The organism is Pleurocapsa sp. PCC 7319 (assembly GCF_000332195.1).
Taxonomy (GTDB): Bacteria; Cyanobacteriota; Cyanobacteriia; order Cyanobacteriales; family Xenococcaceae; genus Waterburya.
Window position 1 is genome coordinate 359,594 of the sequence record NZ_KB235919.1, and the last position, 13,481, is coordinate 373,074.

Consider the following 13,481-nt stretch of genomic DNA (forward strand, 5'->3'; position numbering starts at 1 on the left):
TACGCATGAATGACGTGGGTTTTCACCTTCTATAAAACTTTCTTGAAACTCTAGCTACACTAAATTAGTGACATCCTCCCAACACTGAATTATTTTATCGCTTTCGCTCTAAAATTATTACAGTGTGGGCTTCCATTATCGCTAATGGATCTTGCTCCCCTACTATCCAAAGATAGGTTGCGCCACTTATCTACAACCAAGTTGCCCGACAGTACGACTTGAGAGCCAATTTCTTGCTTTTCGGGAGTCCCCCGATACGTTTCTCTACCTCGGTTACAGATTTCCTGACCAGAGGCAATATCCCTGTTGACAACATAATTACATTCATGACACTCACTTAGTCGAACCCTTAGATCCTTTCTGACTTCAGAGCGACAATTAGGGCAAACCTGGCTAGTGCCACGATGATCAACCCGACCGACAAAGACATCTCGTTTCTGGGCTACATATTCTAATATGTCTCGCAATTTTCCCCAACCAGCGTCTATCGTATGCTTACCTAACATCCCTTTTGCCATAATACGAAAGTCACAATCTTCAACGTAGATTGTATCTGCCATATCACACAGTTTATGGGCAAGTTTGAACTGATAGTCAGATCGCCTGAATGCTATGTAGTTATGTTGTTTAGCTACTTTTAGTTGAGCTTTTTCATAGTTTTTCCCTCGTTTCTTTTTTCTTGACAGACGCTTTTGTAGCACTTTCAGCCGACGATAGGCTGTCTTGAAAAACTTGGGTCGCTTCTCTATATATCCATCGCTTGTTGCCACGTAGGACAACAAGCCGACATCAACACCGATTGCGTGACCATGAGGTACGGGACTAGGAAGCTCAATATCTGATTCTATCGCTACCACTGCAAACCAACCTATTGCCTTTTTCAGTACTCTGACTTGCTTGATAACAAAACTTTCAGGGATTGGTCTATGTAGGTTGATTTGTACTTTTCCTAATTTAGGTAGTTGAATTTGCCAATCACTCACTGGGTTGGTTTTGAACTGAGGAAACAACATTGACTTCATTTGTCCATACTTCTTAAAGCGTGGGAAGCCATAACCTCTAGCTTGGAATGAATCCCAACTATCATGCAATCGTCTAATATTGGTTTGCAATACTTGTGACGGTACAGCTTGGAGTCGTGAAAATTTCTTCTTGGCTTTTGGTAAGTTGTTTTGCTGTTGGTGGTAGCTAGGGAACGGATAATCCGCAGCCATCATATATTCTGATTCTAAACTACACCTATCGAGAGAACATTTTCGACTGGCTATCCAATCTTTTAGTTCTCTGAGAGCGTAGTTATAGCTGACACGGCAAGTTTCCAGCCACTCATCGAGTAGCTCAACTTGTTCATTATCAGGATAGATGCGATAGCGATAGTTGAGAATCATCTGACTATTCTACCACTATCTCTTAGCAATGGTAAACCTGTCCCACTGACCCGCTCAGTTCGCTTTCATGAGGGGCTGTCGCCTGTGGTTTCCCAGGCGTTTATAAGCTCCGTCCCAACGCTAAGTGCTATATGCGAAGCGGTATCCCTTTAGGGACATCCTTGGCACTATAGCGTGGGACTTTCCGCTCACAGGTGTTAAAAACTTGCCATCCCCCTTAAGGTAAGTCTGTGGCTCCCATTAAATAGCGATCGCATTCACGAGCCACACCACGACCTTCGTTAAATGCCCAAACTACGAGGCTTTGTCCCCGACGACAATCCCCTGCTGCGAATATACCAGGAATATTAGTAGTATACTTTTCATGCTCTGCTTTGATATTGTTACGGGCATCTTTTTCTAGACCGAAAGCATCAAGCAGGGGTTGTTCAGGACTAACAAATCCCATTGCCAAGAGAACTAGTTGAGCCGGTATAACTTTTTCTGTCCCGGGGATAGGTTGGGGTATAAAGCGACCATTAGCATCTCTTTCCCATTGAATTTTAGCGGTATGGACGGCTTTAATATGTCCTTGTTCGTCTCCCTCAAACTTGGTTGTAGTAGTTAGATAGCCACGAGGATCGTCACCAAATTTGGCAGCAGCTTCTTCCTGTCCATAATCAAGACGATAAACTTTAGGCCACTCTGGCCAGGGGTTATTAGGAGCGCGTTCGAGGGGGGGTTGGGGCATAATTTCTAGTTGTTCTAGGCTTCGGCAACCGTGACGCACCGATGTACCTACGCAGTCGGTTCCCGTGTCCCCACCACCAATAATGACCACATCTTTATTTCGTGCAGATATAGGGGTATCCTTGCCGTCTAGCAGTGCTTGAGTATTGGCAGTCAGAAACTCCATCGCAAAGTGAATGCCTTTTAAAGAACGACCTTCAACGGGCAAATCTCTGGGTTTGGTCGAACCAGTACAAAGTATCACTGAATCATATTCCGATCGCAATTGTTCGGCTGATATATCTTTGCCAATTTCGGTATTGCAGGTAAATGTTACTCCTTCTTGTTCTAAGAGTTTAATGCGACGCATGACAATTTCTTGCTTGTCCAATTTCATATTGGGAATACCATACATTAGCAATCCTCCTGGACGATCTGCTCGCTCAAAGACAGTTACCCAATGACCTGCTTTATTGAGTTGAGCCGCAGCAGAAAGACCCGCAGGTCCAGAACCTACTACAGCAACTTTTTTACCGGTGCGTTTTTGTGGTGGCTCGGGCTTGACCCAACCTGCTTCCCAACCTTTTTCAATTATTGAATATTCAATATTTTTAATTGTTACTGGAGGATTATGAATTCCCAAAACGCAAGAACCTTCACAGGGTGCGGGACATACGCGACCAGTAAATTCAGGAAAATTATTAGTTTTGTGTAAGCGTTCTAAAGCCTCTTGCCATAGTCCGCGATAAATGAGGTCGTTCCATTCGGGAATAAGGTTGTTAATTGGGCAACCACTAGCCATTCTATTAATGGTGATACCCGTATGGCAAAAGGGCGTGCCACAGTCCATACACCTAGCAGCTTGGGTTTTGAGATTGTCCTCTGGCATAGGCAGATGGAATTCGTCCCAGTTGCGAATGCGATCGCCTGGTGATAATTCAGAAGGTTCTTCGCGGAGATATTCAATAAAGCCTGTTGGTTTTCCCATTGTTGTGTCGTCTATTATGTTGGTTCAGATCAAGAAATTATTTGGTAAGGGCGATTCGCGATTCGCCCCAGCGGTTAACAAAAAATTAGCTTCCACTTATGCGGGCAGCATCACGAGCATTGGCTTCAAAGGCAGCAGTTAGGGCATCGTCCCCACTTAAACCTTCAGCGATCGCTTTTTGAATAGCTTGTAATACTCGCTTGTAGTCTCTGGGCATCACTTTGACAAATTTTGTTGCTGTCTCTTGCCAGTTGGCTAGCACTTTTGCTGCTTTTTGACTGTTGGTATAGTCGAGGTGTTTTTGAATCATCTGGTAAACAGTTTCGCGATCTTCTTCATCTAGAGGTTCAATATCTGCCATTTGCGTGTTACAACGAGTTGCAAAGTCTCCTTGCTCATCAAGAATGTATGCGACTCCACCACTCATGCCTGCGGCAAAATTTCGTCCCGTTGAGCCGAGAATTACAACTTTGCCACCAGTCATGTATTCGCAACCATGGTCGCCGACTGCTTCAACTACAGCATGAACCCCAGAGTTACGAACGCAGAATCGCTCTCCTGCCATACCGTATATATAGGCTTCTCCCCCAGTTGCTCCATAAAATGCCACATTACCAATGATAATATTTTCCTCTGGTACAAAGGTGGAACTTTCTGGAGGATAAACAATTATTTTGCCTCCACTTAAACCTTTACCCAAATAATCGTTGGCATCACCTTCTAATTCTAAAGTTACGCCTTGGGGTACAAAGGCCCCGAAACTTTGACCAGCGCTCCCCTGAAAATGTAGATGTACCGTATCTTCTGGCAGACCTTGCCAGTGACGTTTGGTGATTTCATTGCCCAAAATTGTCCCTACTACTCGATTAGTATTCCTAATTGGCAGAGTAGCTTTAACTTTTTCTCCTTTTTCAATCGCTGGCCGACAGAGATCTAATAAGACACTTAAATCTAAAGATTTATCCAACCCGTGATCCTGGGGAATTTGGCAATAGCGACCTACCTCGGGGTCTACCTCTGGCTGATAAAGAATTTTTGAGAGATCAAGCCCTTTAGCTTTCCAATGATCGACAGCCTTCTTAGCTTCAAGGACATCGGTACGCCCGACCATTTCATTGAGGGTACGGAAGCCCAAACTTGCCATAATTTCACGAACTTCTTGGGCGATAAACCGCATAAAGTTGACGGTGTAATCTGGATCGCCAATGAAATTTTTACGTAGTTGTGGATCTTGAGTAGCTACTCCTGCGGGACAGGTATTCATGTGACAGACGCGCATCATGATACAGCCCAGGGTAACTAAAGGAGCAGTGGAAAAACCGAATTCTTCAGCACCAAGCAGAGTAGCGATCGCCACGTCTCGACCAGTTTTCATCTGACCGTCAGTTTCTACTGCAATACGACTGCGAAGATTATTTAAGACTAAGGTTTGGTGGGTTTCGGCTAAACCAAGCTCCCAGGGAAGTCCAGCATGTTTTATTGAGGTTTGAGGAGAGGCTCCAGTCCCACCATCAAAACCAGAGATTAACACGACATCGGCATGAGCTTTTGCCACCCCAGCAGCAATCGTACCTACCCCAACTTCCGAGACTAATTTAACGCTAATTCGAGCTTCTCGGTTGGCATTTTTCAAGTCATGAATTAACTCAGCTAAATCTTCGATCGAGTAAATATCGTGATGGGGTGGGGGGGAAATTAAACCTACTCCCGGGGTAGAATGGCGAACTTTGGCAATCCAAGGATAGACTTTTTTCCCTGGTAATTGTCCCCCTTCTCCTGGTTTTGCTCCCTGCGCCATTTTGATCTGAAGTTCTTTGGCTTGGGATAAATATAAACTGGTGACACCAAAACGACCTGATGCTACTTGTTTAATAGCACTATTTTTGGAGTCGCCTTGTTCGTTGCTCCAGGTATAACGTTCGGGATCTTCTCCCCCTTCTCCCGTATTGGATTTACCGCCAATTCGATTCATGGCGATCGCCAGAGACTCATGAGCTTCTTTAGAAATTGAGCCGTAACTCATTGCCCCGGTCTTGAACCGCTTCATAATTTCTTCGACTGGTTCTACCTCTTCCAAGGGAATTGGCTCGCGCTCTTTATATTCTAAAAGTCCCCTAAGGGTAAATCGTTGCTGATTCTGCTCGTTGATTAGCTGGGAATATTGTTTATAAAGTTCATAATCTCCAGTTCTGACTGCTTGTTGCAGAGTATGAATAGTTTGAGGACTAAACAAATGAGCCTCGCCGTCTTTACGCCATTGATATTCACCTCCAACATCAAGGGTATGCACATTGACATCACGGTCAGGAAAAGCACGACTGTGTCGCAAGATAGTTTCCTTAGCGATCGCTTCAAGATCTGCTCCTTCGATTCTGGATGCTGTCCAGGTAAAGTAACGGTCTATCACAGAATGGTTCAGTCCAATCGCTTCAAAAATTTGCGCTCCCCGATAACTTTGTAAAGTAGAAATCCCGATCTTAGAAGCGATCTTAATGGTACCTTTAGTTACCGCTTTAATATAGTTCTTGCAAGCAGTTTGATAATCAACATCGACCAGTATTCCCTGGTGAATCATATCTTCAAGAGTGGCAAAAGCGAGATAAGGATTGATTGCTCCACAACCATAGCCAAGGAGAACAGCGTAATGATGTACTTCTCTAGGTTCCCCTGATTCTAAGACGATCCCTACTCTGGTGCGAGTGCCATGACGAATTAAATGATGATGTAAACCTGATACCGCCAATAAAGCCGGAATTGCCGCACGCTCTTGACTGAGACCGCGATCGCTTAAGATGATAATGCTAATGCCATTAGCGATCGCTTGATCCGCCTGGGTACAAATTTGCTTAATTTTTGCTTCCAAGCCCTGCACATCCTCTTGAGGGTTGAATAAAATCGGCAGGGTAATAGACCTAAAATCTCCATCAAGGTGTTTGAGCTTTGCCAGTTCCGCATTAGTAATGATTGGAGTTTTTAACTTAATCAGATGGCAACTTTCTGGTTGAGGATCTAGTAAGTTTCGTTCAGCACCGATGGTAGTTACTGGAGAAGTAACAATCTCTTCCCTAATAGAATCAATTGGAGGATTAGTTACTTGGGCAAACAATTGTTGGAAATAATCATAAAGTAGCTTGGGACGCTCTGACAGCACTGCCAAAGGCGTATCTGTACCCATGGAACCAATTGCCTCAACTCCATTAAGCGCCATCGGTTTAAGTAACATCCGCAGCTCTTCAAAGGTATAACCAAAGGTCATCTGTCTTTGGAGAATTGTACTAGAATCAGCTAAGGAATCAGGTGATGAACCGTTAGATAAATTCGCTTCAGGTAAGGATGCTAAATCTACTAAATTATCTTTTAACCATTGACGATACGGCTTTTCAGTAATAATTGACTGTTTGATTTCCTCATCAGCAACAATTCGCCCCTCTTCCATGTTGACCAGGAACATCCGACCTGGCTCCAAACGTCCCTTAATGGCTACCTGTTCTGGGGGAATGGGCAGTACCCCTGCTTCTGATGCCATAATTACTAGGTCATCTTTAGTTACGTAATAACGAGAGGGACGTAACCCATTGCGATCTAGAACGGCTCCGACCATAGTGCCATCAGTAAAAGCGATCGAAGCAGGACCATCCCAAGGTTCCATCAAACAAGAATGATACTCATAAAAAGCTTTCTTCTCGTCACTCATCGACTCGTGAGCTGACCAAGGTTCGGGAATCATCATCATTACCGCGTGAGGTAGTGATCGCCCGGCTAAGACCAATAATTCTAAGGTGTTATCGAAAATACTTGAATCACTACCATCTATATTGATCAAATTTTGCACCTTTTTCATGTCATCGCCAAATAGCTCCGACTCTAATAAAGATTGCCGAGCGTGCATCCAGTTAATATTGCCTCTTAGAGTATTAATTTCACCATTATGGGCAATATAGCGATAAGGATGAGATCTTTCCCAACTAGGGAAGGTATTGGTACTAAAACGAGAATGTACCAGAGCGAGGGCACTTTCAAGATCGGGATCGTGCAGTTCAGGATAATATTCCCCTACCTGCATTGGCATCAACATTCCTTTGTAGACAATCGTACGACAAGAAACACTGGATTCGTACCAAAATGAATCTCCTAGCTCTCTGCGAATTTCTTTGTGAGTTTTCTTACGAATTACAAAGAGTTTCCGTTCAAAGGCAGCTTCATCTAAGTTGGTCGCCCGTTGGATAAACACTTGCTGCATGAAAGGTTCGCTCGATTTAGCAGTGTTACCCAAAGATGAATTATCTGTTGGTACATCACGCCAGCCCAAAACCTTTTGTCCTTCTTCAGCGACAATCTTGGCAAATATTTTTCTTCCTTGTTCTCGAAGCGCGGGTTCCGGGGAAGAATAAATCATGCCAACGCCATATTGCCCTAATTCTGGCAAAGTAATATTTTCCTGGGCTGCCACCTTCTTCAAGAATTTATGAGGAAGCTGCATCAAAATTCCTGCCCCATCACCTGTATTTGTCTCAGCACCACAAGCACCCCTATGTTCGAGGTTGACAAGAATTGTTAATGCCTGCTCCACAAGTTCGTGAGATTTCTTGCCATTCATGTGGACAATAAAACCAACGCCGCAGGCATCGTGTTCGAAGCGAGGATCGTAAAGACCCTGTTGTAGTGGCAGTTGATTATTGTTCATTGTGATAAACTCAATAACGTTGACAAAGACAAATAAAATAAGGTTTTACTTGAGCCATTAATATAGCCTAAGTCAATTGGCTTAAACTATTTAATGGTTATTTAATTTTACCGGGAAAGGCTAACGTGTCATATTTCTTTAGCAAATGATCACAATCAGATTATATTGATTAGCGTTTGGTTTTGATAGAGCTATTTACCAAGCTTTAAGCAGTAATAATTGTTTTTTTGCTCATTTTTGCTTATTTAACCCGAATTTGTCTATCTTCAGATAGATGTAGATTAAGTTGATAAGTTTTTTATTTCTTACTTAGGAATGATTCTTGCTCAAGACAACCTTGATATTTTGGATAAGTAAGTATCTTAGTCAAATAAAAAAATTCGAGGTCAATTTGCGATGACAAATCAAGCTGATACCAAACAAGCGTATCAAGAAAAAGTTAAAGCGCAGCTTGATAAATTAAATGCTCAGATAGATGAACTCAAAGCCAAGAGCGAGCAAGTAAAAGCTGATGCAAAAATAGAGTATCAGGACAAATTGGCAGAACTTTATACTAAAAGAGATGCTGCCCAATCTAAATTTCAAGAATTACAGCAAAGTACTGAAGAAGCTTGGACAGAAATGCAAAAAGGTTTTGAAAAAGCTTGGACAGAGCTTAATAGTGCTTGGGAAAGTGCTTTAACTAAGTTTCAATAGCAAGTTTTAATAGCAAAACTTGTACGTTAAGTAAAATTACCAGAAAACTAACTAGAAAAATGGACATTGTCAGAATTATTTGTGCTATATTCTTGCCTCCCCTAGGTGTATTTTTACAGACAGGGTTTAGCGCCCAATTAGCAATTAATATCTTACTTACCTTATTAGGATATATTCCTGGTATAGTTCACGCAATATGGATAATTGCTAAAGAGTAAAACTTAGGATAACTGACATTTTATCCTGTCACTTATTATCCCTTGACATTTAAATAATCAAAGATAAAATTCGCTTTTAACTGAATGAGCCAAACTATAGATACTGTTGTCAACAGCTTACAAGATTTACTGGGTAATGCAATCAAAGTTTTGCCAGATCTAATTGCCGCTTTGGTTATTATTATGCTGACTCGCTATGCGGCTCAGTTTACTAGAAGAATTGCCGACAAAATAGGCAAACAAACTTTAGGTAGTAAATCATTGCGGTTATTACTATGTAAAACTGCTTATATTACCACGTGGATAGTAGGAGTTGTATTGGCTTGTGTGGTGGCTTTTCCCGGGTTACGTTTAGGAGATATTATTGCCACTTTGGGACTAGGTTCTGTCGCTGTTGGTTTCGCTTTTCAAGATATTTTCAAAAACTTCTTATCGGGAATTCTAATTTTAATTCAGCAACCATTTCAAATTGACGATCAAATAGTTGTTGGTGATTATGAAGGTACGGTAGATAAGATCGATATTCGTGCTACTAAACTTCGTACTTATGATGGTGAAAGAATTTTAATACCTAATTCAGAAGTATTTACCAGTGCTGTTAGAGTAAGAACGGCTTTCGATCAACGTCGTACCGATTTAGCAGTTGGTGTAGACTACAATGCTTCTTTACCCGAAGCTAAACATATTTTACAAAAAACTATTGAAGGTGTTGAAGGAGTTTTAGAAAACAAAGCTCCAGAGATAGACTTAGTTGGGTTTGGTGACAGTTCAATCGATTTTATTGTTCGTTATTGGACTCATCCCAGACAACCACAGGTGAGACAGGTACAATCTAGGGCCATTATGGCAATAAAAGAAGCATTAGATGCAGCTAATATTGGGATTCCTTATCCTATTCGCACGCTTTATTTTTATAACCAAGATAAGTACAACGATTTTATGCCTGATAATACTAATAAAAATGCAAGTAGTAAAAGCAGCGATCGCTCCTATACAAGTTCTACCAAGTCTAGTAGTTAGCTAGAAGGGTTTTGACTGATGAAAATAGAGATTTGAGAGAATCAATCAGAAATTTGGGTTATATAGCAATATTTTTATATAACATAGAAAACATTAATGAAGATATAAAATTGAGGGCGTGATGTTGGAGGTTGTCGGTTGCCTCCGACATTTTAGTTGTTCGTATAAATGCAATATATAATACTAAATCCGATTCCTAAAGTACTTTTTTATTAATAAGGATTTGATATAAATATTGAATTTTCTTGACAATTAAAACTTCGACTCAATCTCTTGATAGATGTTTTTAAATTGTTTTGCTGAATATACTTTCATCCATAACCTAAATATTTTTAACTATTTTTCAAGGAAGTTTTAATATGGCTAATTTGATAGAATTTAAATTATTCGCTCCGTATAATCAAGAAGCCGCAGTTATTGGTTCTTTTTCTGATTGGCAGCCTGTAGTTATGGAAAAGGGTGATGATGGTCATTTTAGAACTAAAATTGAGCTAGAAGATGGAGAATACGAGTATAAGTTTCGCGTTCGTTCTTTAAGTTGGTTTTTGGAAAAAAATGAATGGGTCGAGGTAGTAGATCCCTATGCGGTAAATATTGCACCAGAAAGTCAAAACGGTACTATTACGATTAAAGATGGTGTAAAGATTGTTGATACTTATGTCTGGCAACATGACGACGTTCCCTTACCTGCAGACCATGAACTAGTTATTTACGAACTGCATATTGGCGACTTTTCGGGTGCTGAAGATGATTCTAAAAAACGGGGTAAATACCAGCACGTAATTGAGAAGTTAGACTATTTATTGGACTTAGGAATCAACGCAATTGAATTGATGCCAGTTAAAGAAAATGCTGGTACTTATAGTTGGGGTTATAGTCCACAACATTTCTTTGCTGCTGAGTCTAACTACGGTACTACCTATGAATTGAAACATCTAATTGATGAATGTCATGGTAAAGGTATTCGTGTATTAATGGACGGAATTTATAACCATTCCAATACTGAATGTCCTTTAACACAAATCGATCACGATTATTGGTTTCACCATTCTCCTACCGATCCAGATAATAGCTGGGGTCCCGAATTTAACTACGAAAAATATGATGAAAATTTAGATGTTAAACCTGCTTGGAAATATGTTGGAGACACCGTAGATTTTTGGACTAAAGAGTATCATATCGATGGTATTCGCTATGATGCAGCCAGACAAATTGATAACTATGACTTTATGCACTGGGTTGTTGATAAAGCTAAAGAAAATGCAGGGATGAAGCCTTTTATCAACATTGCTGAGCATATTCCTGAAGATCCAGCAATTACCAACTTAGAAGGTCCAATGGATGGCTGCTGGCACTACAGCTTTTACCATACTGTCATCGAACACATTTGTGGCGATCGCTATGAACCAGAAGAACTTAAAAACGTCATTGACTGCAAACGTCAAGGCTATATGGGTACAACTAATGTAGTCAACTACATTACCAATCACGATCATGAGAGAGTAATGGTAGAGTTGGGCAACCGCAATATTGTCGATGAAGCAGCTTTTAAACGAGCAAAACTAGCTGTGGTTTTATTGATGACCGCGGTCGGTATTCCCATGGTATGGATGGGCGAAGAGTTTGGCGACTATCAACCTCTAGATCAAGAAGCCAGCAAAATTGATTGGACTTTATTAGCAGGAGAAAATAACAAACATCTATTTGCGCATTACAAAGGTTTAATTAACTTACGCAAAGAAAATCACGCTCTGTATACAGAAAACATCGAATTCTTCCATGAAGATCCAGAATCCAAAGTAATTGCTTATACTCGCTGGAATGACGAAGGTTCTCGTGTAGTAGTTGTGGCTAACTTTTCTGACCAATATTTAGCTGGTTACGCTGTTCCTAATTTTCCTGCCGATGGTACTTGGCATGAATGGACTGGTAACTATGATGTTGAAGCAGGAGAAAGTCAAATTTTAATTGATTTACCTGAATATGAAGCGCAGGTATTTGTTAAATAATAAATAAGGGAATAGGGCGAGCGATTAAGCCGTTTCCATTCCTTACCTATTTTCTCGAAAGTAATAACCTCTGATAAAAGGATAAATATGTGACGTTCTCCTAACACTGAATCAAAGATTACAGTGTGGGCTTCCCTAGACTCGCGACTAGGTATTCCTGCGTTGCACTTACCTAGATATACGACAAGTCGCAAATCCCTGGCAGTACGCACTAAAAAAGGACGTTTGTTATATTATTACAAAGTCCTTTTTTAACTAGTATTTAATAAAATGGGGTTTGGGGCGGAATTCTCCGACCTCGGCAACAGGTCGGGGATGGGTAGCTCACACTGTTAACTTCAGCGTTTGCGTAACCATTTTGCTGCTACCACACCTAGGGCTGCACCGACCAAAGGATTACTAAGGAACTTAAGTAATGCTGGTTGATCTGCCATTACCTCTTGGAAAATATCAGGATGGGAATGATAGGCAAAGCTAGCTAACTTACCAACATCATCTGCGTTCATGCGACGGGCATGATGAGTAGACAAGCCTAGCTGTCTTTCTAGGTCTTTTTCACTTAACCCTCTTTCTTTTAGGTGTTTAAAAAATTCTCTGGCTACATCATCTCGCTCATTAGGTTTGATCTGGGCGATCGCATTTTTTAATTCAGGTTCCATCTGCTGCGGGGGAACATTATCATGATGAAAAGCTTGACGGAATAAACCATGTCTTTCTTCTCTACTACTACGTTGAGCAAAATCATCAAAATTATCGTAATTTTCAGTATTTACAGGCTCTCCGTCAAGAGATTCAACATTACCACCTGCAAGGTCATTCATTATTTGTCTTTTATATCTGTCACTACTGGACATATTTTTTGCTCCTGAAATCAGTAATCAGTAATCAGTTCTTACGAAGTTTGCTCAAGTCGGGGAACCCGCCCAACGCAACTTCGCGCTAATCAGTAATCAGTATTACCTTTACCCTTGGTACTCAATATTGTTAGACTGCACATCGTATTTAGCAGTCAAGATTCTTTCCTTATCTGGTGCATACATCAAAATCGTTAGATCCTGGTCAGGGAAATTTTGATGAAAACCCATAGTTAAGGCTTTAGCTAAAGTCTTAACTTCTGTTGGCTTCACTTGCTCTGAAATGACTACACCCAGTTTGTTATTATCCCGTACGTAGGAATCGCTGATTAATCCGTGGCTAGTGCTAACTACCCAATCGCCAAATTTTTGACCAGCTAAACTGTTGCCTCTCTCTAACTGAGAATAAGTTTCAGTTCTATCTGTAGTGGGATTAGGGAGAGTAGCAGTGGTGCCTGAAGAACAAGCAACGGTAGTGGTAGCAACTATTAAAACTAATAGCGAAGTCACAATAAAACGGCGGACTTTACTAAAATTAATTTCCATAAATACAACTCCAAAGAACATCAATGATGCAATAATTTAATAGTAAAAAAGAGAGAAAGAAAAATTTTTCCTTCTCTACAGGAACAGATATAACTATTTATTAGTCAACTGCATCTTTTACTGCATCTTTAGTATCTTCAACAGCGTGTTGAGCAGATGCTTCAGCCTGCTTAGCTTTACCTTCAGCTTGATCTGCTTTATCGCCAGTGACTTTACCCATTGCTTCTTGAGCTTTACCTTCAATATTTTTAGCTGTAGCTTTTACTCTATCTTCAGTACTCATAAGAATTTACTCCTTGATTTTTAGTATTTGTTGTTACTAAATACAATAATAAAAACTAGACTTGTATTCAATCTATCAAAAGAGATA

At 40.8% G+C, this 13,481-nt stretch carries 10 protein-coding genes; 4 read left to right on the forward strand and 6 right to left on the reverse strand.

Features of this window, described 5'->3' with window-relative positions; translation table 11 throughout:
• Positions 1–89: 89 nt before the first annotated feature.
• The 3 genes from PLEUR7319_RS0102960 to gltB form a co-directional block, all read right to left on the reverse strand.
• The gene (locus PLEUR7319_RS0102960) at positions 90–1,388 is read right to left on the reverse strand and encodes an RNA-guided endonuclease TnpB family protein (protein ID WP_019503720.1); all 1,299 of its coding nucleotides are present in this window, start codon (positions 1,386–1,388) and stop codon (positions 90–92) included.
• A gap of 217 nt (positions 1,389–1,605) precedes the next feature.
• A complete protein-coding gene (gene gltD / locus PLEUR7319_RS0102965) occupies positions 1,606–3,084 on the reverse strand; it encodes a glutamate synthase small subunit (RefSeq protein WP_019503721.1) in 1,479 nt (492 codons plus the stop codon).
• 85 nt (positions 3,085–3,169) lie between these two features.
• Positions 3,170–7,768: a glutamate synthase large subunit gene (gene gltB, locus PLEUR7319_RS0102970; RefSeq protein ID WP_019503722.1), complete on the reverse strand. Its 4,599-nt coding sequence runs from the start codon at positions 7,766–7,768 to the stop codon at positions 3,170–3,172.
• Positions 7,769–8,164: 396 nt separating this feature from the next.
• On the opposite strand from gltB, the gene PLEUR7319_RS0102975 reads away from it, so the two are divergent.
• The 4 genes from PLEUR7319_RS0102975 (at position 8,165) to PLEUR7319_RS0102990 (ending at position 11,711) form a co-directional block, all read left to right on the forward strand.
• On the forward strand, positions 8,165–8,464 hold the full coding sequence (locus PLEUR7319_RS0102975; protein WP_019503723.1) for a hypothetical protein: 300 nt from the start codon (positions 8,165–8,167) through the stop codon (positions 8,462–8,464).
• A 59-nt stretch (positions 8,465–8,523) separates the two neighbouring features.
• The gene (locus PLEUR7319_RS39115; RefSeq protein ID WP_019503724.1) at positions 8,524–8,682 is read left to right on the forward strand and encodes a YqaE/Pmp3 family membrane protein; all 159 of its coding nucleotides are present in this window, start codon (positions 8,524–8,526) and stop codon (positions 8,680–8,682) included.
• 84 nt (positions 8,683–8,766) lie between these two features.
• Positions 8,767–9,702, forward strand: coding sequence for a mechanosensitive ion channel family protein (locus PLEUR7319_RS0102985; RefSeq protein ID WP_019503725.1), 936 nt, complete (start codon positions 8,767–8,769; stop codon positions 9,700–9,702).
• Positions 9,703–10,061: 359 nt separating this feature from the next.
• Complete coding sequence (locus PLEUR7319_RS0102990; RefSeq protein ID WP_019503726.1) at positions 10,062–11,711, forward strand: alpha-amylase family glycosyl hydrolase; 1,650 nt, start codon at positions 10,062–10,064, stop codon at positions 11,709–11,711.
• 338 nt (positions 11,712–12,049) lie between these two features.
• Here PLEUR7319_RS0102990 and PLEUR7319_RS0102995 read toward each other — a convergent pair whose 3' ends face one another.
• The 3 genes from PLEUR7319_RS0102995 to PLEUR7319_RS0103005 all read right to left on the reverse strand — a co-directional run bounded on the left by PLEUR7319_RS0102995 (position 12,050) and on the right by PLEUR7319_RS0103005 (position 13,394).
• A complete protein-coding gene (locus PLEUR7319_RS0102995) occupies positions 12,050–12,565 on the reverse strand; it encodes a hypothetical protein (protein ID WP_019503727.1) in 516 nt (171 codons plus the stop codon).
• Between the two features lie 108 nt (positions 12,566–12,673).
• A complete protein-coding gene (locus PLEUR7319_RS0103000) occupies positions 12,674–13,111 on the reverse strand; it encodes a hypothetical protein (protein ID WP_026102271.1) in 438 nt (145 codons plus the stop codon).
• A gap of 100 nt (positions 13,112–13,211) precedes the next feature.
• On the reverse strand, positions 13,212–13,394 hold the full coding sequence (locus tag PLEUR7319_RS0103005) for a CsbD family protein (protein WP_019503729.1): 183 nt from the start codon (positions 13,392–13,394) through the stop codon (positions 13,212–13,214).
• Positions 13,395–13,481: the final 87 nt, after the last annotated feature.

What these genes read in the sequence shown, in the direction of transcription:
- PLEUR7319_RS0102995 (WP_019503727.1), bottom strand. Translation starts at nt 12,565, where the DNA reads ATGTCCAGTAGTGACAGATATAAAAGACAAATAATGAATGACCTTGCA.
- PLEUR7319_RS0102990 (WP_019503726.1), top strand. Translation starts at nt 10,062, where the DNA reads ATGGCTAATTTGATAGAATTTAAATTATTCGCTCCGTATAATCAAGAA.
- gltB (WP_019503722.1), bottom strand. Translation starts at nt 7,768, where the DNA reads ATGAACAATAATCAACTGCCACTACAACAGGGTCTTTACGATCCTCGC.
- PLEUR7319_RS0103000 (WP_026102271.1), bottom strand. Translation starts at nt 13,111, where the DNA reads ATGGAAATTAATTTTAGTAAAGTCCGCCGTTTTATTGTGACTTCGCTA.
- gltD (WP_019503721.1), bottom strand. Translation starts at nt 3,084, where the DNA reads ATGGGAAAACCAACAGGCTTTATTGAATATCTCCGCGAAGAACCTTCT.
- PLEUR7319_RS0103005 (WP_019503729.1), bottom strand. Translation starts at nt 13,394, where the DNA reads ATGAGTACTGAAGATAGAGTAAAAGCTACAGCTAAAAATATTGAAGGT.
- PLEUR7319_RS0102960 (WP_019503720.1), bottom strand. Translation starts at nt 1,388, where the DNA reads ATGATTCTCAACTATCGCTATCGCATCTATCCTGATAATGAACAAGTT.
- PLEUR7319_RS0102975 (WP_019503723.1), top strand. Translation starts at nt 8,165, where the DNA reads ATGACAAATCAAGCTGATACCAAACAAGCGTATCAAGAAAAAGTTAAA.
- PLEUR7319_RS0102985 (WP_019503725.1), top strand. Translation starts at nt 8,767, where the DNA reads ATGAGCCAAACTATAGATACTGTTGTCAACAGCTTACAAGATTTACTG.
- PLEUR7319_RS39115 (WP_019503724.1), top strand. Translation starts at nt 8,524, where the DNA reads ATGGACATTGTCAGAATTATTTGTGCTATATTCTTGCCTCCCCTAGGT.